The organism is Pseudomonas sp. 50_B, assembly GCF_017491625.1.
Taxonomy (GTDB): domain Bacteria; phylum Pseudomonadota; class Gammaproteobacteria; order Pseudomonadales; family Pseudomonadaceae; genus Aquipseudomonas; species Aquipseudomonas danubii.
This window is the reverse complement of the sequence record NZ_JAFGYX010000013.1, coordinates 75846-98051: the sequence shown is the minus strand read 5'-3', so window position 1 is coordinate 98051 and position 22206 is coordinate 75846. Positions and strand designations below refer to the sequence as shown.

18 protein-coding genes are annotated in these 22206 nt (G+C 56.4%); 12 read left to right on the top strand and 6 right to left on the bottom strand.

Going from position 1 to position 22206, the window contains the following annotated elements; all coding sequences use genetic code 11:
* The first annotated feature begins 190 nt into the window (after nucleotides 1-190).
* The 12 genes from J5M73_RS19400 to J5M73_RS19345 all read left to right on the top strand — a co-directional run bounded on the left by J5M73_RS19400 (nucleotide 191) and on the right by J5M73_RS19345 (nucleotide 11526).
* On the top strand, nucleotides 191-1513 hold the full coding sequence (locus tag J5M73_RS19400; RefSeq protein ID WP_102865322.1) for a UDP-glucose/GDP-mannose dehydrogenase family protein: 1323 nt from the start codon (nucleotides 191-193) through the stop codon (nucleotides 1511-1513).
* 17 nt (nucleotides 1514-1530) lie between these two features.
* Nucleotides 1531-2862, top strand: a complete 1332-nt coding sequence (locus J5M73_RS19395) for a flippase (RefSeq protein ID WP_180988633.1) — start codon at nucleotides 1531-1533, stop codon at nucleotides 2860-2862.
* Nucleotides 2859-3536, top strand: a complete 678-nt coding sequence (locus J5M73_RS19390; protein ID WP_102865320.1) for an FkbM family methyltransferase — start codon at nucleotides 2859-2861, stop codon at nucleotides 3534-3536. Before J5M73_RS19395 ends, J5M73_RS19390 begins: the two co-directional genes overlap by 4 nt.
* Nucleotide 3537: 1 nt before the next feature.
* Nucleotides 3538-4434, top strand: coding sequence for a glycosyltransferase (locus tag J5M73_RS19385; RefSeq protein WP_207816008.1), 897 nt, complete (start codon nucleotides 3538-3540; stop codon nucleotides 4432-4434).
* Nucleotides 4431-5237: a methyltransferase, TIGR04325 family gene (locus J5M73_RS19380; protein WP_102865319.1), complete on the top strand. Its 807-nt coding sequence runs from the start codon at nucleotides 4431-4433 to the stop codon at nucleotides 5235-5237. The genes J5M73_RS19385 and J5M73_RS19380 overlap by 4 nt, the downstream gene beginning before the upstream one ends.
* Nucleotides 5238-5358: 121 nt before the next feature.
* Nucleotides 5359-6291 carry a glycosyl transferase gene (locus J5M73_RS19375; protein ID WP_102865318.1) on the top strand — a complete coding sequence of 311 codons (933 nt, stop codon included), beginning with the start codon at nucleotides 5359-5361 and terminating at the stop codon, nucleotides 6289-6291.
* The gene (locus J5M73_RS19370) at nucleotides 6291-6653 is read left to right on the top strand and encodes an FdtA/QdtA family cupin domain-containing protein (RefSeq protein WP_102865317.1); all 363 of its coding nucleotides are present in this window, start codon (nucleotides 6291-6293) and stop codon (nucleotides 6651-6653) included. Before J5M73_RS19375 ends, J5M73_RS19370 begins: the two co-directional genes overlap by 1 nt.
* Nucleotides 6650-7747: a DegT/DnrJ/EryC1/StrS family aminotransferase gene (locus tag J5M73_RS19365; RefSeq protein WP_102865316.1), complete on the top strand. Its 1098-nt coding sequence runs from the start codon at nucleotides 6650-6652 to the stop codon at nucleotides 7745-7747. The genes J5M73_RS19370 and J5M73_RS19365 overlap by 4 nt, the downstream gene beginning before the upstream one ends.
* A 449-nt stretch (nucleotides 7748-8196) precedes the next feature.
* Nucleotides 8197-9318, top strand: coding sequence for a GGDEF domain-containing protein (locus tag J5M73_RS19360; protein ID WP_207816006.1), 1122 nt, complete (start codon nucleotides 8197-8199; stop codon nucleotides 9316-9318).
* Nucleotides 9319-9485: 167 nt separating this feature from the next.
* Entirely contained in the window at nucleotides 9486-9857 is a 372-nt protein-coding gene (locus J5M73_RS19355) for a cytoplasmic protein (protein WP_102865314.1), read from the top strand.
* Between the two features lie 10 nt (nucleotides 9858-9867).
* Nucleotides 9868-10317 (top strand): DUF3828 domain-containing protein, encoded by a 450-nt coding sequence (locus J5M73_RS19350; protein ID WP_102865313.1) that lies wholly within the window; start codon nucleotides 9868-9870, stop codon nucleotides 10315-10317.
* A 126-nt stretch (nucleotides 10318-10443) separates the two neighbouring features.
* A complete protein-coding gene (locus J5M73_RS19345) occupies nucleotides 10444-11526 on the top strand; it encodes a dienelactone hydrolase family protein (RefSeq protein WP_102865312.1) in 1083 nt (360 codons plus the stop codon).
* 53 nt (nucleotides 11527-11579) lie between these two features.
* On the opposite strand, the gene nirK is transcribed toward J5M73_RS19345, so the two are convergent.
* The 6 genes from nirK to J5M73_RS19315 all read right to left on the bottom strand — a co-directional run bounded on the left by nirK (nucleotide 11580) and on the right by J5M73_RS19315 (nucleotide 22179).
* Entirely contained in the window at nucleotides 11580-12671 is a 1092-nt protein-coding gene (gene nirK / locus J5M73_RS19340; RefSeq protein WP_102865509.1) for a copper-containing nitrite reductase, read from the bottom strand.
* 113 nt (nucleotides 12672-12784) lie between these two features.
* Entirely contained in the window at nucleotides 12785-13600 is an 816-nt protein-coding gene (locus J5M73_RS19335; RefSeq protein ID WP_207816005.1) for a DUF2135 domain-containing protein, read from the bottom strand.
* 3 nt (nucleotides 13601-13603) lie between these two features.
* Nucleotides 13604-15247: a DUF2300 domain-containing protein gene (locus tag J5M73_RS19330; RefSeq protein WP_102865310.1), complete on the bottom strand. Its 1644-nt coding sequence runs from the start codon at nucleotides 15245-15247 to the stop codon at nucleotides 13604-13606.
* A gap of 1 nt (nucleotide 15248) precedes the next feature.
* Nucleotides 15249-19826, bottom strand: coding sequence for an alpha-2-macroglobulin (locus tag J5M73_RS19325; protein ID WP_279381758.1), 4578 nt, complete (start codon nucleotides 19824-19826; stop codon nucleotides 15249-15251).
* On the bottom strand, nucleotides 19823-20482 hold the full coding sequence (locus J5M73_RS19320) for a DUF1175 family protein (protein WP_102865308.1): 660 nt from the start codon (nucleotides 20480-20482) through the stop codon (nucleotides 19823-19825). The genes J5M73_RS19325 and J5M73_RS19320 overlap by 4 nt, the downstream gene beginning before the upstream one ends.
* Nucleotides 20467-22179, bottom strand: a complete 1713-nt coding sequence (locus tag J5M73_RS19315) for a DUF2138 domain-containing protein (RefSeq protein WP_115581025.1) — start codon at nucleotides 22177-22179, stop codon at nucleotides 20467-20469. Before J5M73_RS19315 ends, J5M73_RS19320 begins: the two co-directional genes overlap by 16 nt.
* Nucleotides 22180-22206: the final 27 nt, after the last annotated feature.

Below are 22206 nucleotides of genomic sequence, written 5' to 3'. Positions count from 1 at the left end.
GTCCCCGAGAAGCCGGCCACAAGCCGGCTTTTTAATTACACCGAAATAATCCTACCCAATTCTAAAATCTCCCTGATAGCCTATGCACAAAAAGGTCAGGAACCAACAAGGTACGGGGCAAAAACACCGAGCACTGCCTAGCCCCCCTGCTACAGGTCATATCTGCAGTTTTTCTAAGAAAGGATTATTTATGAATGTCACCGTTTTCGGCACGGGCTATGTTGGGCTTGTCCAAGGAGCTGTGTTGGCTGAAGTGGGACATCATGTGGTGTGCGTTGATGTTGATCAAAATAGAATCGAAAACCTGAAAAAAGGAAAGATTCCGATCTATGAACCGGGTCTAGAGGCCCTAGTAACAAATAACTACGCGGCTGGTCGCCTACAATTCACGACTGATGCAGCCGAAGGTGTGATGCATGGTGATATCCAGTTCATCGCGGTAGGTACACCTCCCGACGAGGATGGCTCAGCCGACCTCAAATACGTCCTGACGGTAGCTGAAACCATCGCGACAAACATGCAAAACTCGAAAATCATCATCAACAAGTCGACCGTACCTGTAGGTACAGCTGACAAAGTGGGGGCGTGTGTTGCCACAGCCCTCTCCAAACGCAACAGAGCTGATCTTGGTTTCGATGTTGTTTCAAACCCAGAGTTTCTGAAAGAAGGTTCTGCGGTAGCAGACTGCATGCGTCCTGATCGTATTGTGATTGGAACGGCGAGCAAACGCGCTGAAGATGCCATGCGCGAACTCTATGCGCCCTTCAACCGCAACCATGAAAAAATCATTATCATGGACGTTCGCAGCGCGGAGCTGACGAAATACGCAGCCAACTGCATGCTTGCGACAAAAATCAGCTTCATGAACGAAATGGCCAACTTGGCGGAAAGACTGGGCGCTGATATTGAAATGGTTCGCCAAGGCATCGGTTCCGACCCGCGCATCGGCTATCAGTTTATATATCCAGGTGCAGGTTATGGCGGCTCCTGCTTCCCCAAAGATGTCCAAGCCCTGGTTCGAACCGCTGAATCCATAGATTTCGACGCAAGGGTTCTCAAAGCTGTCGAGCATCGTAATAACGAACAAAAGCGCGTCTTATACCAAAAAATACTCAACCATTTTAAGGGTGAGCTAAAAGGTAAGGTCTTTGCGCTTTGGGGTCTGAGCTTCAAGCCCAATACCGACGACATGCGCGAAGCTCCCAGCAGAGTATTGATGGAAGCGCTATGGGCAGCCGGAGCTATTGTTCAAGCGTTCGACCCAGAAGCAATGAGTGAGGCGCAGCGGATTTATCAAGACAGGGCCGACCTTCGCCTATGCCTAAGCAAAGAGGCGGCACTGGAGGGAGCGGATGCCTTGGTAATCATTACTGAGTGGCAGGCGTTTAAAGCTCCCGATTTCGGGCTGATTTCAGCGAAACTTAGTCAGCCGGTTATTTTTGATGGTCGGAACTTATACGAACCGACAAGAATAGGGGGCTTGGGCTTTGAATATTATGCAATTGGTCGTTAGTACAGACTATAAATTCCGTGAATAAGTTAACTTTATTATTGCATAAGCTCACACCTAAATCTGTTCTAAAAAAACTACAGCTTAGGGCCGACTTACAAGTTATAGCTTACAATAGCGGCTGGCTTCTACTTGACAAAGGCCTTCGCCTCCTACTTGGATTGTTTGTTAGTGCATGGGTTGCGCGCTACTTAGGACCAACTGAACTTGGAGAGCTTTCTTATACCATTACTTTGATTGCATTCTTTCAAGCCATAGCAAGCTTAGGTGCGGAATCCATCGTAGTTAGGGATATATCTCATAAAAGCTCCGATGCAGGCGAGATACTTGGCACAATTTTTGTTCTGAGACTGGTAGTTGGGCTTCTATGTTGGCTAACTATAATTGCGTTCTTAATTGTAACGAACGGACTCCACGAGCGTATAGTCCTACTAGCAACTCTAGCAGGCTCGGTTTTAGTCTTTCAAGCTGCCGACACAATAGATCTATGGTTTCAAAGTCAAAATCAAAATCGAAAAACCGTAGTTGCAAAAATGATTGCCTACTTACTATCAAGTAGCACGAAGATTGCACTAATATTATACGAAGCACCCTTGGAAGCTTTTGCAGCAGCTATCGCGCTAGATATGGCGTTTACCGCTATTGGCCTTTATATAATTTACAAAAAATCTGCAAAAAAGAATAGATGGCTGGCAACAAAAAAGTGTGCTCGTAGAATCCTTCGAGAATCATGGCCTTTTATCATTAGCGGGCTATCCATCATGACCTACATGAGAATAGACCAGTTAATGATTAAAAACTCCCTCGGAGCCGAGGCTCTTGGACTTTACTCCGCCATGCTCCCACTATCTACTTTGTGGCATGTCATACCAACGACGCTGAGTATCGTTCTACTTCCATTTATATCGAAGAAAAAAATAGAAAGCGCTGAAGCATACAACAATACACTTCTAAGTATATTCAGATATTTTTTGGCCTGCAGTGTAACAATTGCAATAGCAGTATCAGCACTATCACCCTTCATAATTACTGCACTCTACGGCCCGACATATAAAGACGCCGCTGCGATACTTAGCATTCATATATTTACAATCATACCCGTTTTTCTCGGAGTCGCACGCAGCCTATGGATTGTAAATGAAAGAAGATCAATGCTGTCGCTTTACTCTACACTTATTGGTGGCGCCATTTCTGTAACCTCTAACTGGATTCTGATACCGATACTGGGTATGACAGGAGCCGCGATTGCAGCAGTAGCTTCTTATTCCATCTCAGCAGTTCTCCTAACCGCCATATTTGATCCTAAAATATTCCTTATGCAACTAGGGATTCGACATTCGGAAAAATCATGAAAAAAAAACTAAAGAGCATCATAAAAGGCATCTTTAATCGCCACTACTACTCAAATAACTCATACGCACAAGAGGGGGAAGATTTAATTATCGACAGACTTTTAGAGAAAAAAAATAAAGGATTTTATCTTGAAGTAGGTTGCCATCACCCATTCCGCTTTTCAAATACATACTTCTTCTACAAGAAAGGCTGGAGTGGACTCTGCATTGACCCATTGCCTGGAGTAGGTGAAGAATTCAGTCGTTGGAGAAAACGAGATACCATTATCGAGAAAGGTGTCTCAAGCACAGAAGGCCACTTAATGTATTATATGTTTAATGACCCTGCGCTGAACACTTTCGACGAAGCTCTCGCTAAGAAAAGAGACGGCTTCCACGGATACAGACTTATTGAAAAAAGGAAAATTCAAGTTAGCCCACTTTCCTCCATTATCGAAGATAGCGGCTACAATGGAAAAATTGACTTTTTATCAGTAGATGTTGAAGGTCTTGATCTTGAAGTTCTGCAATCCAACAACTGGGAAAAATATCGCCCCAAAATTGTAGTTGCCGAGTCTCTTTCCCAAGAAGTAGTATTTTTCAAAGACCGCATATATCAATACCTCCAGGATCTGGACTATAAATTTTATGCAAAAACAGGTAACAGCTTAATCTTTATCGACGCTCGAGGTTAATGTGTACGCACCTGTTATTTTGTTCGTATATAACCGCATCCATCATCTCCAAGTCACGATAGATTCATTAAAGCTTAACAAGCTAGCTCCCAAAACAGACTTGATAATTTACTCGGACGCAGCAAAAAACAAACAAAGTGCAGAGGACGTATTAAAGGTTCGACTTTACCTCACAAAAATAGATGGTTTTCAGTCAGTCACCATCATTCATCGAAAGTCAAATTTCGGCCTCGCCAACTCCATTATTGACGGTGTTAGCGAGACACTAAAAACATACAAACGAGCTATCATTTTAGAAGATGATTTAGTTACAAGCCCATACTTTCTTAACTACATGAATGACGCTCTTGAAATGTACCAAGAGCACTCTGAGGTCGCGAGTATTCATGGCTACATTTATCCGATAAACAATAAAAACCTGCCTAATTATTTTTTCATAAAGGGAGCAGACTGCTGGGGCTGGGCAACCTGGGACCGTGCCTGGCAACACTTTGAAGCCGATGGAAACTTGTTACTAGAACAAATTAATAACGCCCCTGACAAAGCGGATTTTGACTTCTCAGGAGGCTACAAATATACAAAAATGCTTCAAGATCAAGTGGAGGGTAAAAATAACTCCTGGGCTATACGCTGGTATGCATCTGCATTCCTAAGAGGAATGGTTACACTTTATCCATCACAATCATTCGTCCATAATATTGGCAATGATGGCTCAGGCACTCATTCTGAAACAACTAATCATTTTGATGCCGACATTTTGAAACATTACCCCCCGTTGTCATTGAATAGTACAAAAGAGAATACAGTCGCCCGGACTCGAATAACGGAATACTTCTACTCCACCAGACCGAGTTTTTTTCGCCGAGCCATTCGTGCAATTATGCGGAGAATACGATGAAGAAAATTATAAAGCAGTTTCTACCGCCAATAATTCTTAGCGCATACAGAGCGATTAAAAGCTCACGTTTCGGTTTTATGGGAGACTACCCATCCTGGCAAGAAGCTGAAGACGAATGCAAGGACGGCTACGCCGCAGGCCCCATCTTTGAGAGTGTTAAACAGGCCGCACTTAAAGTGAAGAGTGGAGAGTATTTTTGTGAACGTGACTCTGTACTTTTCGAGTCCCCCCAATACTCTTGGGAGTCGCTGGCCTGTCTAATGCATGTTGCCGCTCGCTCCTCCGGCGAACTGAATGTGCTGGACTTCGGGGGCAGCCTGGGCAGTAGCTATTTCAACAATCGACTGTTTATCTCTGGACTGAAGACACATTGGTCAATTGTTGAGCAGGAACATTTTACAAGCTTCGGTTCAGAACACCTTGAAGACCAGAGTCTTTGCTTTCATAAAACCATTGAAGAAAGTATCAGCGCGCATCAACCAAATGTAATTTTACTCTCGAGTGTCCTGCACTATCTACCTGAGCCGTACGAGTGGCTTGAACGGTTACTCTCGGTTGCCCCCCCCTTCGTTTTGATTGATCGAACCCCCATGGGAAAAAATGGTCGAGACATAATCAAAGTACAGCGGGTACATCCATCTATATACTCAGCGAGCTACCCCTGTCGCATACTCGACCTTGACAAGATAATCAGCTATTTGAAAAGCCACAATTATAAAATCCTAGAATGTTTCCCTACACATATTGACGGTGACATCAAAGGCGGTGAGTACATGGGGATCTTTGCTGAAAAAATCGCTTAACTTTCAGCCATCAACTTGCACCCAAACGTAAACACCCAAGAAAAACCAAAGCCTCAGGGATAGCAACATGTATAATTTTTGCACATTATTTGACTCTCGATACATGTCTCGAGGACTTGCCATGTATGAATCCTTGAGCGTCAACTGCCAGACTTTTCATTTATTCATATTCGCATTTGACAAACTATCCTACGAATACCTTTCAAACGAAAATCTTCCTAACGTAACGATAGTATCCCTAGAGGAGTTTGAAACCGAGGCGCTGCTCTCAGTCAAGAAAGAGCGTAGCCCAGGTGAATACTGTTGGACATGCACTCCCTTTACTATCCTGCATGCACTAGAGCATTATAATTTAGAAAACTGCACCTATCTGGATGCAGATCTATATTTCTTTTCAAATCCAGTCGTTCTCATTGATGAGATGCAGAACAACTCCGTCCTAATCACGGAACACCGCTACACAGAGATATACAATCAAGAGACTACCAGTGGAAAATACTGCGTTCAATTCATGACCTTCAAATCCACAAAAGCAGGGATGAAAGCCCTTCGCTGGTGGGCAGAAGCATGCCTAGAGTGGTGTTTCGATAGGTTCGAAGATGGGCGCTTCGGCGATCAGAAGTATCTGGACGACTGGACGGAACGCTTCGAGGAGGTTCATGTGCTCTACCATTTAGGTGGTGGTGTGGCCCCTTGGAATGTACAACAATATGCCTTTACTCTTACTGATCAACAGGTAACAGGCACTGAGTTGACTACGCAGCAAGCATTCGACTTGGTCTTTTTCCACTTTCATGGATTTAAAATCCTACCAGATCAGAAGGTTGATCTTGGGGGGTATAGACTCTCCGAAAAAACCAAAAAAATGGTATACCAGCCATACGTAAAGCATCTCATGCAAATTGAGCAGTCAATTCAAACCAAGACGTCAGCCACTGGCAGCCTATCCATCACCAGGCCCGCTCCCAATGACTGGAGGAGCCTCGCACGAAAGTTGCGACAAAAAATAACCGGGTGTTATAATATTCATTTAATCAACTGGTTTTATAGATAATGGCCAAACTGATAGTTATCCCAACATTTACTGATGCACGAGGATCTCTATCAGTAATAGAAAAACAGATACCATTCTCAGTAAAGCGAATTTATTACATTTACAATGTTGTAGGTCAGCGTGGCGGACACCGTCATAAAACTACTAAACAAGCGCTGATCTGCCTGGGTGGTAGTTGTAAAATTTTTGTAGATGATGGAACTGATAAAAGGACCTACACTTTAGATAGTCCTGACCAATGTTTGCTTTTGGATGCAAAAGACTGGCATACAATGCAAGATTTCACCACATCAGCGACTTTACTGGTCCTAGCTTCTGAGCTTTATGATTCATCTGACTATATTGATGAGAAATATCCATGATCGAATATGAAAATCTAGGTCGTCTGAACGCTCCTTTCTTCACGGAGTATGAAAGCGCCTTCAAACAAGTGCTCGAAAGTGGATGGTACGTACTAGGAAAGAATGTCGCTCAATTCGAGTCAGCTTTTGCTGAATATTTGAGTGCGGATTACTGTACTGGTGTCGCCAACGGCCTTGATGCATTAGTTCTTGCACTGCAAGCACTAGACCTCCAAGCCGGAGATGAAGTCATCGTTCCAGCAAATACCTATATTGCAACCATTATCGCGATTGTGCGCCTTGGATTGAAGCCTATATTGGTTGAACCCTGCCTTTACTCTTACAATATAGATCCTGGTAAAATCGAAGCCCATATTACACAACGAACTCGAGCCATTTTGGTTGTACACTTATATGGCAAATCCTGCGATATGGATCCAATTCTAGATATCTGCAAAAAGCATGAACTACGCCTTATTGAAGATTGCGCTCAGTCTCACGGCTCGACCTATAAGGGCAAGATAACAGGCACCTTTGGAGACTTCGGTTGTTTCAGCTTCTACCCTACTAAAAACCTGGGAGCGCTGGGTGATGCTGGAGCTGTTATAAGTGCCAATGAGGCTCTAGATAGCGTCATAAAAAAACTAAGAAACTATGGATCTGTAAAAAAATACCATAATGAATTAGTGGGCTACAACTCCAGACTTGATGAATTACAAGCTGCGTTCCTGAATATAAAACTCAAGTCACTAGAGAAAATAAACAAACATAAACAGGCTCTGGCTGAAATATACTTCACCCATCTTGACAAGGCATTCATCAAGCCTCTTCGCAATGAAGACTTTGGAGATGTATTCCATATCTTCAATATAAGACACCCCCATCGCGACAAGCTGAAAAACTATCTCTTAGAGCATGGCGTAGGGACCGAAATTCACTATCCGATCCCCCCTATCGACCAGGTTGCCATGAAGGGAATTATTAGCGGTAGCTTCCCCATATCCGAGCAAATACACAAAACCACATTAAGCTTGCCCATCTCTTTCTTCCATACTAAGGAAGATATTCTTTTCGTATGTAAAACTGCGAATAGTTTTATTGCCGAGCACGGGTAAGCTCAAAAAACAACAGAGCACTTATGCGCCAAACACAGACCAGCTCTTGTTTGGCCAGCTCACCGTTTAAACACTTTCCTGTTCAACACCCAAAAACACACTCATACAAAACCCAATAAGATTTAAAGTGGCACACCAAAACACCATCATTTTTTTGAACAATTACTTTTCAATCAACACCATCCCCCAAAAAAACACCTGAACCACCAAACTTTAAAACCCACTGACAACCCCGACACCATTTACATAACATCAACTCATCCCCTACAACTTACGTTCAGAACGAAACAAAAAACGACCAATAAGAGCTCCAACTGTAAGTTTCCAGCACCATTTACAATTGCACCAATACTCGCAACTCAGCCCTGATAGGATGCTTGGCCATATTCCTGAGTACGGAACTTCACATCCCCACACTGCTCGTGGTGTCAGTCTTCATTTTCTTCTTAATGGGACTGCTAACCTTCCATGCCTGGCTGCGGGAAACCCGTGAGCGTGCATTGGCCTACCTAGGCGGCACGATGTTGCTGGCGGCTGCCGGAATGTTGCTTGTCAGCTTGCGCGACCTTGAGGCCGATCTGGTGCCCAAGGTCCTAGGCAACGTGACCCTTTTACTCAGCGCAGCCTTAAACTGGACGGCCATGCGGGTATTCGCCGGACGTCCGCCCCATGCACCGGGCATGCTCGCCGGGGCCGGCATCTGGCTGGCCCTGTGCATGGTTCCAGCGTTCTACCAGTCGATGACGGTTCGGGTCTCGGTGTATTCGCTGCTGGTGGCCGGCTATGGCCTGCTGATCATGCTGGAGTTCTGGCGCAGCCGTCGGCAGTTGGAAGTTGCCTATATGCCTGCCCTGGCCCTGACTCTGCTGCACACCGTGTTCTACAGCGTGCGCGCGGTGATTGACCAGGGCCTGGCCATGGATCAGGTGCTCAAAGGCTACGGCGCCGGAGTGCCGCTGTTCTCGCTCATGTTGTTCGAATCGATGCTGTATGTGATCGGCATCGCCTACGTGACGCTGTGCATGGTCAAGGAACGGGTCGAACTGCGCCTCAAGGCCGCAGCCTTCTGTGACGCCCTGACCGGCATCGGCAACCGCCGGGCGTTCATGGTCCATGGCGAGCGGATGCTGCTCGAATGCCAGCGTCGAGGCGCGCCGATAGCCTTGCTGTTGTGCGACCTGGACCATTTCAAGCGTTTGAACGACGCCTTTGGCCATCAGACCGGTGACCAGGCGCTGATCGCCTTCAGCCGGGTACTCTCAGACACCCTGCGCGGCAAAGACGTGTTTGCCCGCATCGGCGGTGAAGAGTTCGCTTGCCTGCTGGAGTCGACCGACGAGCAGTCCGCCGTGCGGGTCGCCGAACGGATTCGCCAGGCATTTGCCCGGTTGCCTCTTTTGAAGCCAGGGCTGCTCAGTGTCAGCATTGGCGTAGTAACCAGTGAAACCCAAGGCTACGATCTGCCGCGCCTGCTTTCCCTGGCCGATGAAGCCCTGTATGGGGCCAAGGACCGGGGGCGCAACCGGGTGCAAACGGCGGCGCGCAACGTCCTTGAGCTACAGCCGGGTTGAATGGTCAGGGCAACCTTTGCCGAAGTGGACTCAACGCGGTTTTAGCGGCCTTAACGATAACTGTGATACGCCCCCCAAAGCCCGAAGAAAAGGCACTTAGCCAGTATTTCCGCCCCCGTTGCGCAAGCATAGAATCGCCGCTCTTCAGGACTCTCGGATAACAAGGAATGTGGAATAAACAAGCCGCTATCAGTCACTTGAACGCGCACGCTCACGCCGGCAGTACCGGGCGCTGCGCGGCCTATACCCGCAAAGCGATCGAAGCCGGTGGCGGTGGGGTGATTTTGCACAGGAAGCACTCGGCCAAGGATTTCGGCTCATCATTGACCTCCGCCGGTTTTATCGAGCAACCGGCCGGCCAGGCGCCCGCAGCAGGCGACGTGGTCATCATCCAGCCCATTCCCGGGCACCCCCACGGCCACATGGCGATGTTCAACGGCACCATCTGGGTGTCAGACTTCAAGCAACTGCACGGTTTTTACCCGGGGCATTCCTATCGGGTGCAGAAGCCTGCCTACAAAATCTATCGCCATCCGTAAGGGGTTCGCCATGAGAATGCTGTTCTGCTCGCTGCTGGCAGCGGTCGCCATGCATCAGTCGGTCGCCCTGGCCGACTGCGCCAGCTCGCCAAAACCCGCCACCCAGGCGTTCTACAGCTGGTACCTGCAAACCTTCAGCGAAGACAAGGACCCGATCACCGACAGCGTCCCCGAGATGAAGAAATACGTCACGGACTCGCTGATCGCCAAGATCAAGAAACAGATGGCCAGCCCCGACGGCCTGGAAGAGGACTACTTCCTCAAAGCCCAGGACTACATGGATGAGTGGCTGACCCAGATCAAGGTCAGCGAACCGCAGGTCCAAGGCTCCAGCGCCAAGGAACAGGTGACGCTGGGCAGCACCCCGGACACCACCCAGATCGTCGATGTGCGGATGATCAAGGACAAGGGCTGCTGGAAGATCGACGAGGTACTTTCCACCGCCGATCAGAGCGACTGATCTGGCATTTCGGCGTTGAATCCAGCCAGTGCACGGGTCGTCCGCCAGGGCGATCCACCATGCTAAGCTGCGCGCCGTTTCGGGCAACGGCCCGGGACTTCCTTCACTGAAAAAGGACGCTCAGTCATGTCGTTGCCGGCCGCAGTACGCCTGCCCCTGTCATTCCTCTCGTTGTTCGGGGCTCTGAGCCTCAGCGGTTCCTGGGCCCATGCCGATGCGCAACAGGACGTCGCCAAGGGCCGTTGGCAAGGCCTGGCCGGTATGGCCAACCTGTACCTGGACGAGGCCACGCCGGCGGATTTCATTGAGGCCGGGGACAACGAAAAGAGCCAGCATGACAACTACGCTGGCGCCCTCGCCTACTACCTGACCGCCGCCCGCCTCGACCCGAAGAATGCCTACGCCTCTTACCAGGCGGCTGGGAGCCTGGCCGCCATGGACAAGAACAAGCGCGCCGCCGAATTCCTCGATCAGGCCCGCGAGCGAGGCTTCTGGCAGTTGGTGATTCTCAAGGAAGACGACGAACTGCAATCCCTGCAGCAGACCCCGGCCTACCAGAAGCTGCTGCGAGCCGCGGAACAGAACTACCCGGCCAAGGCCAAGGATGCCGGCCTTGCGGCCTTCAGTATTCCCCAGGGCAAGGCCCCGGCCGCAGGCTGGCCGGTGGTGGTCTGGCTATCGGGATTCGGCACCGAGGGCAGCGACGGCGTCGATATGCGCACCGACCTTGTGGGCGAGCAGGCCGTGCTGGTGGGCATCAACGGCACCCTCAAGCGCGATGAGCACCAGTTCATGTGGCAGCAGCACTCTGTAGCGCCCACTCAGGAAGCGGTCAGCGCGGCGTTGAAGAAACTGGAAAAACAGACTCGCATCGACCGCTCGCGCATTGCCCTGATGGGCTTCTCCCAAGGCGCCGAGCACGCCTCGCACCTGATCGCCGAATACCCGCAGCAGTACAGCGGCGCGGTGCTGCTGTCCCCCGGCGGCTACCGGATTCCGTTCGGCGAAACCCGGGCCCGGGACAAGCGCATCGTCATTGTCCATGGCGCCCAAGAGCACGAGAGCAACCAGAAGCTCACCGCCACCACGCAACAGGCCCTGGAACCCGGCAACCAGGTCCAGAGCCATGAACATGCCGAAGGCCACACCTTCCAGGACGATTGGCGCCAGGCGTACCCGGGCTACCTGAAGTTCGCCCTGAACCTCTGATGCCAGGTTTCGGAGCCGCGGCTTGAACCCCGCGGCCACGGCGCGGCTTCAGGTCAAGGCTTGGCCGGAACAATAGGCCCCGGGGCCTTTACCTGGGTCATCAGGTCATCGTCCCAGGTGCCTTCGACCTTGACCTGAGCCAGGGCCCCCAGCTCCATGGCCTCGATCAGGTTGTGGTTGAGGTACACGTAGGTGCCGGGCTGCTTGAAGGTGTAGAGCGCGGCCAGCGCCGAACCGCCGGGGATGAACCAGGTTTCCAGATTGCGCAAAGGGGCATTGGCGAACTTGCCGGTGGTCCAGACCCAGTCGCCATGGCCGCCAATCAGGTGCGGGCGGCTGTCGCGGTTGGCCTGGGAGTGGATGAACAGCACGCTTTCCCCGACCTTGGCGGTCAGCGCATTGGCCCCGGTCAGAGCCCCAACCCGGCCGTTGAACACCACATGGCTCGGGGTCAGCTTGCGCATCACTTCACGGGTGTCCTGGTAGCTGGAGGCCAGGTCCGGGTAGTCCTTGTAATGCCCGTCCTTGTCCTTGGGGATATACAGATCGAACTCACCGATGGTGTAGGCCCGGTCATAGTGCAAGGGCTTGCCGGCAGGGTCTTTCAAGCCATCGCGAGGCAGCACCATCAAGGTTCCGCTCATGCCCGAGACCACGTGCCAGGGCACCATGCCCGACGGCGCGCAGTGATAGACAAAGGTGCCGCTACGATCGGCCTTGAACCGCAGCACCACCTCCTGGCCCGGCACGACCTGGGTCAGCGCGGCCCCGCCCAGGGCGCCGGTGGCGGCGTGAAAATCGATGTTGTGGGGCATGCTGTTGCTGGCCGGGTTGCTCAAGGTCAGCTCGACGTAGTCGCCCTCATGCACCACCAGCGTCGGGCCGGGCATGGAGCCGTTGAAGGTCATGGCCTGCAAGGTGGTGCCCTGGTCATCCACCTGCATCTTTTTCTCTTCCACAGTCATGCGAAACTGCACGACCTTCGGCGGCCCGCTGACCACTTGTTCATGGGCGTGCACCTGGGGCGGTGCCACCAGGTCAACCTTGACCCTCTGCAAGCCGTCGGCACCGGCAGCCAACACCAGGCCGGAGGCACAACTGCCGACCACCACACAACACTTCAACCACGATTGAAACCTACCCATGTTGCGCATTTCCCTGCCAATGAATGGTGATTCATTGCAAGGCAAGCGCCGGGCAACCGTATTGTCTCAGGGCAATGAACCAATGCTCGGGCAGGCGGATAGATTGAGCCCGATCATGGATAGCTGAAACTGCGTACCAGGGTCAGCTCCCCAGGCGCCCGCATCGGCACGATGAAGGATTCGCTCTTCTCATCCGGCGTGCCCTCCTCGGTAATCACCGTGACCTGGGCCGTGGTCAGGGGCTGCACGGCGTTTTCCTGGCCGCCGTCTTCATCGTCACTGCGATAGCCGCCACCGTAGTAGTTCACATACACCAGGTACTGGCCCTTGAGCGGCGCCGGCATGGAGAAGATTTCCGGGCCGTAGCCGGTGGTCACGTCCACATCCAGGGCCGCGCCGTTGGGGGCCACGCGCTCGCCGTACCAGATGTGCGCGCCGTCTGGGGTCACCAGGTGCAGGTCGAGGTCGGTGTTGTCGCTGTCCCAGGACAGCAGCACCCGCAACTTGGGCGGAGTCACGCCACCGCCGGTATTGAGGAACTGCACGCGCTTGCGCTGCTGGCCGTCCGGGCTGCGCACTTCAACGCTGTTGCTGCCATTGGGGAAGGAATATGGCCGGTCGAAACCACCTTGTTCATTGAACTTGAGCGGCATGCTGACGCCATTGACGATCAGTTGGCCCGGCTCCTTGCTCGCTTTGGGCGCGCCTTTGATCTGCCCGCTGATACGCGCGCTATCGGCCTGGCCCAGGGGCGTGTTCACCGAAGAGGCCGGGTAGTTGACCTCCTGAATGTATTGCTCGCCATCGACGGCGCGGGTCCGCCAGCCGCCTTTGGGGGTGTCGAGCTGGATGCCGCTGTCGGCCAGGGCCATGGGCAGGCTGAACATTCCGCAAAGGAACAGGAGGACCGGGGGAGCAGGAAGTTTCATGGCCTATTCCAATAAAAGATGACGGGCGAGCCCTTCGATGTAGGTTTCATCCTGGCCGTTGGGATGAGCTTCAAAGGCCAGGTGCAGGTATTCGTGAGTCAGGTCGAGGCGGTCTTGCAGCGAGAGCACGCCACGCACGTAGATGCGTTGCCGTTCGCGGTCGACGTAGGGCCGACCGAAGCTCAGGCGGCACACGGCGAACTGGCTGATTTCGTTGTAGCCGATCTCTCGCTCCAGCGGCTGGCGCCAGCGCCGACGCTGGTTCAACAGCCACTCCTGAGCTGCGGGCAAGGGTTCGCAAGACGCCACCGGGTTGTCCCAGCGGCTGAGGCTGGCCCGAGGGTAGGCATGCAGCAGGATGGCGTCGTAACGCTGGCCAGCGCGCGCCTGTTCAACGGCCTGCTGCCAGGACAGTTTGTCCGGCGCACTCAGGTCCGAGTGGTAGGTGACTTGCGTGCCGGCCAACACCAGATCACTGGTCCAGGCGGCAACGGCGCGGGCCTGGGCGGTCGCCGGGCGCGGCGCGACCCGCTGGCGATTGCTGCTGTCGTCGATGCTCAGGCATTCGCCGCTGCGTCCGGCGTTCTGCAGCAGGTAGGTGCGGATCGCCACGGCCAGGGCCTTGGCGGCCTCCGCCGGTTCACTGCTGGCCTCGCGTTGCAGCACACGGGCCACATATTCTTCACGGTCCAGGCGCGCCACCAGTCGCTGGGCCGCAGGGTCTTGCTGCAGGAACAACTCGCCGGCGCTGTGGATATCCAGCCGGTTGCCGTTGGCAAATTCCACCCGATAATCCCCTTGCAGAGCGCCCGGCCTGGCTGGCTGACCCTTCTGGCTGACGCTTTTGAGCGGGTAGCGGGAAAACAGGCTGACTTCCACACAGCGGCCTTTATCCACAGGCGGATTGTCCGGCAGCACTTGGTTCAGGGCCTGGGCGTAGTCCTTCAGCACCCGCTGGCTAGTACCGCGCCCGCCCACCCACAGCGGCGTACCATCCACCAGCCAACCGGCAAAGCCGCCCTGGCGCGACTGCGGGTCCTGATCCGCCAGCCAGCTCCAGGTCTTGACCCGCAGGCGCCCACCCAACTCGCCCGCTACGGCACCGTCACCGGCATTGAGCACCACATCCAGCAGCACGCGCCGCGCCGTATCCCGTGCTGGCAGCAGCGCCAGCACCTGCAACAGTTGCGTCACCGGAACCCGGGTCTGGGGTTGCAACTGGTCCAGGTCCTGCAGCCAGTTCGGAGCATTGCGCGCTTGCCAGTAGGCGCGCCAGTCAGCACTGGACAGCTGCAAGCGCTGAGGCTCGAAGTACAGACCACAGGAGCGAACCAGGGCCTGATCCCGGGCAATGCTGCCGCCTGCCGTGCAGCAATAGACCTCGTCCTTGGACTTGCCCTGGCAGGCATAGGCCGGTTCTTGTGCGCCGGTATCCACCAGCCAGGCGTAGACGAAGAGTTTCCAGATGCTGCCCAGGGGCGCTTGCAGATCCTGCGGCAACGGCTCGCGAGCCAGCACCTGAGTCTTGCTCAGGCTCACCAGCTCACTGTCCGGGGCGACTTTCCAGGCCAGGCGCAGAGGCTCATCCTGGGCTGTCACCAGCCCAGGGAGTAGACACAGGCACAACCAGGCCCAACACCGCGTCATGTTATTTGACCGTGACCTGACCCAGTGCCGGCGTACGTTCCTGGGCCTGATGCTCTGGCGCATACACCTGGTAGTAACGTGCCGCAGGCAGGTTGAACTGGCCCTTCTGGGAGAAGCGGATCAAATGCCGCAGACGCACTTCGCTGTTGTCGTTCAACGCATCCAGCGGCACCGCGTAACTCATCTGCCCGGGTTCGAAACGCGCTTTTTCCAGGGACGCCGCTTCAGTGCCCGCTGGACCGGCCAGCTTGATGCCCCAGGTGGTGCGTTCGACATCGGCGCCCGGCGGCAACGGCACTTCCAGCATGCCGTACAGCAGCGGCCGGTTGCCCTCGTTGGCAATGATCACTTCGTCCAGATACAGGCCGTCACTGGCGATCGGCTTGTTACCCACCGGCTCCAGCTTGAAGGTGAAGGCTTCATCCCCGGGCACCAGGCGCAACAGGCGACGGGTAATGTTCACCGGCGACGGCGTGCCCATGTCCAGCTTGCTCAGGTAGCTGACCGAGGCCTGCAGCGGACGCTCCGGCACCTTGTCCAGGGTCAGCACGGCCGGCACCTGCGGCCCTTGCCACTGCCAGTAGCGTTCGCCGCTGGCGCCCTGCTGCTGTTGCCAGCCCTGCCCCGGATTCAGGGCCTCGGCCGGTGCCGACTGGGCCACGCTACGCTGCAGCCAGGTCAGGGCCAGAGCACGGTCCAGGGTCGGTTGCGATGGCAGCAGACGTTGCAGCAATGCGCGCGCCGTCGCTTGATCGAAAGGCTTCAAGGACAGATTCATTGCCTGAGCGAACGGCAGCGAGCTGATGTCGACCTGCTGCTGTGCCGCCTCCAACTGCGCCACGAAGGCAGGTGGCGGCGTGACCTTGGCGTCCCGCGCCAGGGCGGCTGTCAGCACCCGGGCGCTGGCCAGGCCGAGGGCCGAATCCGGGTCCACCATCACCAGGCTGTCGCTGCTGTCGTCATCCATGCTGGCAGCCGGACCGGCCCCCACCTTGGCCAGGTCGTCCATCAGTCCCCTGAGCAGGGTATTGATCGGCAGGTTCATCTCACGGGCGAAGGACAGGATCAGCGCCCGTTGCAGCAATGGCGTGCTGCCGGCCTGCTTGGCATAGACCTCCAGCACCCGCTGCCAGTGTTCCGGCGGCAGGTTCAGGTCCATGACCTTGCTGGCATTCCAGTCAGCGTAATAGGCATAGGCGGTGAGGAACGCATCCGGTTCGGCGTCTTCACCCCACCAGGTGAACGCCGCTTCCGGCCCGGCCATATGCACCAGGCGCAGGCGGCTGTTCTGCATGATCAGGCGCAACCGATCGCGAATCTGCGGGTTGCTGGCCAGCGCCGGGTAGGCAACGCTCAACGGCAGCAACTGGCTGGCGGTCTGCTCGACGCCGCCATAGGGGTATTCCAGCAACCCATCCAGGGCCGAACGGAACAGCGCTTGCGGGCTGTCGTCCAGACGCAGGCGAATCTCTGCGGCATCGGCCGGCAGGCCCAACGGCGTCGTGGTGCTGACCACGTCCAGGCTCTGGGTTTGCACCGTCTGCCAGCCGGCCGCGCTGCTCACCAGACGCACAGCCAGGGCGTCCACAGTCTTGCCTCCCTGCACCAGCTCGGCGCTCCACTCGCCATTGCCCGGGGCAATGGCCGGCAGCGCCACATAGTTGATCCCGCTGTTCAAGGTCAGCGGCAGGCGCTGGGATTCCCCGGCGTAATGAATCACCAGCTCGGCCTTGACCGGTTGTTCGGACTGGCTGAAGGCAAACACCCCCAGGTCCGGCTTGTCGCCACTGCGGAAGCGGCTCGGGCCGCTCCACTTCAGGTACAGAGCCTTGTCGGAACGAACGAACTGTTTCTTCTGCCCCACTTGGCCGTCATCGGCGATGGCCCGAGCGGTAATGCGCCAGCGGGTCAGGGAATCCGGCATGCGGAAGGTGAAACGCGCCTTGCCGCTGCCATCGGTCACCAGCTCCGGCTGCCAGGCGGCGGTGTCGACGTCTTCACGACGTGGCCGCTCCAGCACCTTGACCCCACGCTCGCTGCGGTTGGCCTTGCCCGGTGCGGTGGGGCTGCCCGGCAGGGCCACGTCGTAGCTGATGAACGACAGGCTGGCGCTGGTGCGCACGTTGTTACGCCGAGGGTGGTAGAAGAACTGGTCGATGCTCGGCGCCACTTCCGGCTGCAACGCGTAGACCATCTCGTCCACCACGCTGACCGTCAGGTGCGCCGGCACCGGCTTGCCGGCGAACTGGGTGGACAGGTCCACGGTGACCAGGTCACCCGGCTGGTACTTGTCCTTGTCGGTGTGGATGGCCACATCGATCTGCGGTGTCAGCACCTTGATCCCGGCATTCTGGAAGCTGTATTCGCCGCCCTTGGTGTAGAGCACAGAGAACGTCAGGTTCGGTGCGAAGTTGTCCTTCACCGGCACCCGGGCGCGGTACTGGGTAGGGCTGAGTTTTTCCACCTTCAGCCAGTCGCCGCCCTTGGACAGCAGCGCCGTGGCTTCGACCTTGTCGCGCTCCAGCGACAGCAGCGCATCGTTTATCGGCTCGGGGAAGGTAATCAGCGCCAGAGCTTCGTCACCGGTCTTGTATTCGGCCTTGTCGAGAACGATTTCCACGGTGCCCGGCACCGCTTTAACGCCTTCGCCGGTGACCGAGTGGCTGGTGCCGCCCAGCACTCGGTCGTGCTCGTCCTTCAGGGTCAGGTTGTAGGTGCCGGGACGTTCGAAGGCCAGGGCAAAGCCCTTGTCGGCCTCACCCAGCTTGCCCTCGCCGGTGGACTGGTCCTCCAGGCGCACCCAACTGTAGCGGCTGGGGGAAACCTTCTGGCTCTGCTCACCGGCGTTCTGGTTGACGTAGCTGAATTGCACCTTGTCACCGGCGGCGCTGAAGCGCTGTGGTGCACTCAGGCTGAAGCTCGCCGCGCCCCGCTCGATGAGGATTTCCTTGGTGGTCTTGACCCGGTACGCCGCGCCGTCACTGGCGAACACGGTGAGCATGTAGCGGCTCGGCTTGCTGGCCGCTGGCAGGTCGAGGGTGGCACTGCCCTTGGCGTCGGTGGTCAGCTCGGCACTGGTCAGTTCCACCGGGAACTGGCCCATGTACTGCAGTTCGTTGTCCACCATGGACAGCTGCTGGGCCCGCAGGCTCAGCTGCAGGCGCGCATTGGCCACCGGCTTGCCGTCCGGATAGAGCAGTACCAGGTTGCCCTTCACCGGCTCGCCGGTCTTGAAGTCCGGCTTGGCCAGGCTCAGGGCAATCTCGAAGTGCGGCTTGATGTATTCGGCCACGCGGAAGGCGCTGCTGTAGACCTGGTCCTTGTAGGCAAAACGCAACTCATAACCACCGGCCACGGCATTTTCCGGCAGTTGGAAACGGCCTTGTGTGCCGGACTTGGAATCCAGATTCAGGGTCAGGTTCTGCAGCGCGGTGCCGGCGGCATCCAGCACGCTGACATTCACCGTGCCGGCACCCGGCTGCACCGAATCCCGGGCGTTCTTGAACTCGCGGCCGACGATTTTCAGCGATACCCAGTCCCCCGGGCGATACAGCGGCCGGTCGGTGAACGCATAGAGCTTGGTGTCGTAGATTTCGCTGTCGTAATAGAAGTTCTCGGAGACGAACACCCCGCCTTCCTGGTCCTCGCCGATCACGTAGGAGCGCTCGGGGCTGACGTGTTTCAGGCGCACCAGGCCCTGCTCGTCAGTGGCGCCGCTGTTCATCACGCCCAGGCCGTCGGTCCACAGCACGTTGACCTTGGGCACGGAGTTGCCTTCATGCTTGCCTGCGGCCCAGACCAGCAGCTCGTCACCGGCAATCTTGCTCACCGCCACGGTGTTGGAGACGAAGACCATGGTGGTCGCGCGGTACTTGCCCACCAGGGCTTCCACCAGGTACAGGCCCGGCTTGAGTTGCCCCAGCGGGATATAGACGTTGCCCGGCGCGACGTTGATGAACTGGCTGGAGGAGCCGGACAGGTCAACCCCGGCCGGCGGCTGGATCGGCTTGGCCTGCCACAGCGGATAACGGAACTGGGTCACCAGCGGCAGCCCCGGAATCAGGGCGAACTGCGGCTGGGCGTCATAGGGCGTCGGCGCCAGCATCGAATTGCCGACCTTCAGTTCCGGCACCTCCTCGGTCACCTGCTTGCGTGACTCGTAGGAGAAGGCGCGCTGCATCACCCGGCGGGATTTGCGATACCAGTTGTCCCACAGGTAGGCCAGGGTGTTGGACAGGCCCTCGCCCTTGAACTGGCCGTCACTGACCACCCGGTGCAGGTTCTTCTGGCGCTTGAGGAAGTCCAGCGGCTGGTTGATCCGGTACACCCGGATGTCCGCGCCGCCGTAGGGCTCCATGCGAAAGCGCCGGTAATCCCGGCCCGGAGCCTCAAGGCGCACCATGGCCTGCTCGTCGCTGGCAAAGCTGCTGTCGGCCAGGAGGAAGAAACTCTCGCCGGAGACCGCCGCGTAATCGCTGGACGGCACCGAGTCTTCGGCATTGACCAGGCTCGCGGGGGCCGCGAGGGTCAGAACAACAGTCAGTCGAAACAGAAAACGCCACATACGCGATTCGCTCATTGGGTGAGGAAGTTCAGTCGATAGATGCCGATGAAGTTGGGGTTGGCGGGGTCGGGTATCCATCGAGTGTCCTTCCATGTCATCAGTTGCTGCACGCTGGCCGAGCGCATGCCGTTGTCGGTGGGGGTGGTGGTGCCGGTGTGATAGGCGATGTTGCGGCCCATCCAGATCATCAGGTGCTGGTCGTCGCCCTGATCGAAGAACAGCAGGTCACCGGGGCGCGCCTGGCCCAGGTCACGGCTGACCAGATGGCTGTTGAACTGGATCAGCTTGATGGCGTTGACGTAGGGCCCGGTCTGGCCGCCGCCCTGCTGCCACTGCTGGGCCAGGCCACGCTGGCCTTCGCTCAGCTGCAGCTCCGGCGGCAGGTAGCGATTGGACATGCCGTTGGCCCGCAGCCATTTGCTGTCGTGGGCCTTGAGCGCTTCGTTGGCGGCAAAGCGCACCAGGCCGGCGCAGTCCTGCTGGTACCAGCGCGGGCTCGGCCCCTGGCTCAGTTGCTCCTGGGCAATGCGCACGAACCAGGCGCGAAACACCTGGGACTGCTGCACGTCCAGCGGCGGAACCTGGGTCGCGCCCACGGCATTGCTCAGCAACAGGGCCAGCAGGCCGAGGCTGGAAAGACTCTTGCGCCATGCACTCACAGCGCGCGCCATTGCAGGGGCAGCCATTGCCAGTGACCGTTGGGCTCGCTGCCTTCGGGCAGAGTCAGGGCGTACTTGCCGTAACCGCCAAGGGTGCGCAGCTTGGGCACCAGGTAGGTTTGCGCAGCGTTGTTGAACACCGGCTCCATGTCCTGGGGCAAGCTGTCGAAGGTTTCCTGCTGGATCAACTGCGCCAGGGATTGCGGGCCCAGGTACACCGGCATCAGTGCATCCTTGGGTACCACATCGGCCAGGGGCGGGAAGCGTTTATCCAAAGTATCCAGGGCCTTGCTCACCAGCTTGTCGTCCAGGGAGAACACCAGGGTCGAACCATGGCGAGCCAGGCTGACCTGCATGAAGGCGCGGCCGGTGATGGCCTGCGGGTCCTTGGCCTCCTTGGCCGGGTACTGACCGAAGTTGGAACTGACCTGGCGCTGCCACTGGTGTACCTCGCCGTTCTGCTGCTCGACCACGGGGAAGATGCGCTCCGGCACCTTGCTTTCCCGGGCCCCGACCATGGAACCGAACAGCTTGCCCAGTTCCCCATCGAGCTGGGTGTTGTCCTTATCCTTGAGGCTGGCCACCAGCAGCGGCGTGTACAGCCGCGAATCGGCGTACCAGCACAGGCCGGCGGTGCCGGCCATGTGTTCAGTCAGGCTGCTGGCCACCGCTTCTTCGGCACCGAGCTTGACCAGCAACGGTTTCTGCTGCTCCGCTGCCAGGGGCAGCGCCACGCAGGCACTGGCGCCCATGGGCATGGCCTGCCAGATCGGCTTGAAGTCGAAGGCCGGCTGGTTGTCCTGCTCTTGCATGGCCAGGTAGCTGTGCCAGCCCTTGGCGTCCATGTCGAAGCGCAGGCCGGCGAAGTTGGGGATGAAACGCTGGTAACCCATGGCCAGGACACTGGAGTTGACCGCCAACCGTTGCTGCACTTCAGGCTTGCGCGCCTCCAGGCCAAAGGCTTCGGGGAACAGTTTGTCACCGTTGAGCAGGGCTTCCAGGGCAGCGGTGGAGACGGCGCCATGCTCATCGTCGGCACCGCTGCTCAGGTCATACAGCTTGGCCGGGTTGGACAGCACCACCAGTTTGTCGCCGTGGGAAGCGAACGCCAGGGATTTACCGGCGTTGTAGTTCAACTGGTAGAGGGTCACCGCATCGCCGCCGACCTTCAGCTCAGCCAGCTTGCTCAGTTGCGTGTCGTCCAGGGCAACCTTGGCCAGGGGCTCCAGCAGCTTGGCCAGCCCGCCACGATCCATCACCAGCAGGAAATCCTTGAGACGCCCATCGACACCGCGCCACAGCGCCACATCCGCCGGCTGGTCGAACAGTTGCTCGATCAGGTTGTCCTGCAATTTCAGGTCATGCTCGTAGATGATCCGCCGCAGGCTGCCGATCAGGCCCAGGCGGTCGGCGTGGGCCTGGTAATAGAAGACGAAGTCTTCGGTCAGGGTGTCCTTGAGGAAAGGCACCGCCAGCAGGTCCTTGGGCAGTTGCGTCAGGGAGTGGGTTTCCAGTAGCCCGTCGGGGCGACTCAGGCCCAGCTTGTCGCCGGCCAGTTCGACCACCGGGGTCTTGGGCTTGCAGCCCACACCCGCGACTGCGGCGGCGACCAGACACAGGCCCGCGACCAGTGCTGGCCAGCGCCGTTTGCTACCGGGTTGTACAGGGCCGGGAACGCCGGCCGCCGGGGATGCTGTGTTTTCGCTCATGATTCACAAAGCCCAATTCATCCGTGG

Coding starts and splice junctions, on each gene's coding strand:
- J5M73_RS19400 (WP_102865322.1), top strand. CDS start 191: ATGAATGTCACCGTTTTCGGCACGGGCTATGTTGGGCTTGTCCAAGGA.
- J5M73_RS19390 (WP_102865320.1), top strand. CDS start 2,859: ATGAAAAAAAAACTAAAGAGCATCATAAAAGGCATCTTTAATCGCCAC.
- J5M73_RS19380 (WP_102865319.1), top strand. CDS start 4,431: ATGAAGAAAATTATAAAGCAGTTTCTACCGCCAATAATTCTTAGCGCA.
- J5M73_RS19375 (WP_102865318.1), top strand. CDS start 5,359: ATGTATGAATCCTTGAGCGTCAACTGCCAGACTTTTCATTTATTCATA.
- J5M73_RS19370 (WP_102865317.1), top strand. CDS start 6,291: ATGGCCAAACTGATAGTTATCCCAACATTTACTGATGCACGAGGATCT.
- J5M73_RS19365 (WP_102865316.1), top strand. CDS start 6,650: ATGATCGAATATGAAAATCTAGGTCGTCTGAACGCTCCTTTCTTCACG.
- J5M73_RS19360 (WP_207816006.1), top strand. CDS start 8,197: ATGGGACTGCTAACCTTCCATGCCTGGCTGCGGGAAACCCGTGAGCGT.
- J5M73_RS19355 (WP_102865314.1), top strand. CDS start 9,486: ATGTGGAATAAACAAGCCGCTATCAGTCACTTGAACGCGCACGCTCAC.
- J5M73_RS19350 (WP_102865313.1), top strand. CDS start 9,868: ATGAGAATGCTGTTCTGCTCGCTGCTGGCAGCGGTCGCCATGCATCAG.
- J5M73_RS19345 (WP_102865312.1), top strand. CDS start 10,444: ATGTCGTTGCCGGCCGCAGTACGCCTGCCCCTGTCATTCCTCTCGTTG.
- nirK (WP_102865509.1), bottom strand. CDS start 12,671: ATGGGTAGGTTTCAATCGTGGTTGAAGTGTTGTGTGGTGGTCGGCAGT.
- J5M73_RS19335 (WP_207816005.1), bottom strand. CDS start 13,600: ATGAAACTTCCTGCTCCCCCGGTCCTCCTGTTCCTTTGCGGAATGTTC.
- J5M73_RS19330 (WP_102865310.1), bottom strand. CDS start 15,247: ATGACGCGGTGTTGGGCCTGGTTGTGCCTGTGTCTACTCCCTGGGCTG.
- J5M73_RS19325 (WP_279381758.1), bottom strand. CDS start 19,826: ATGAGCGAATCGCGTATGTGGCGTTTTCTGTTTCGACTGACTGTTGTT.
- J5M73_RS19320 (WP_102865308.1), bottom strand. CDS start 20,482: ATGGCGCGCGCTGTGAGTGCATGGCGCAAGAGTCTTTCCAGCCTCGGC.
- J5M73_RS19315 (WP_115581025.1), bottom strand. CDS start 22,179: ATGAGCGAAAACACAGCATCCCCGGCGGCCGGCGTTCCCGGCCCTGTA.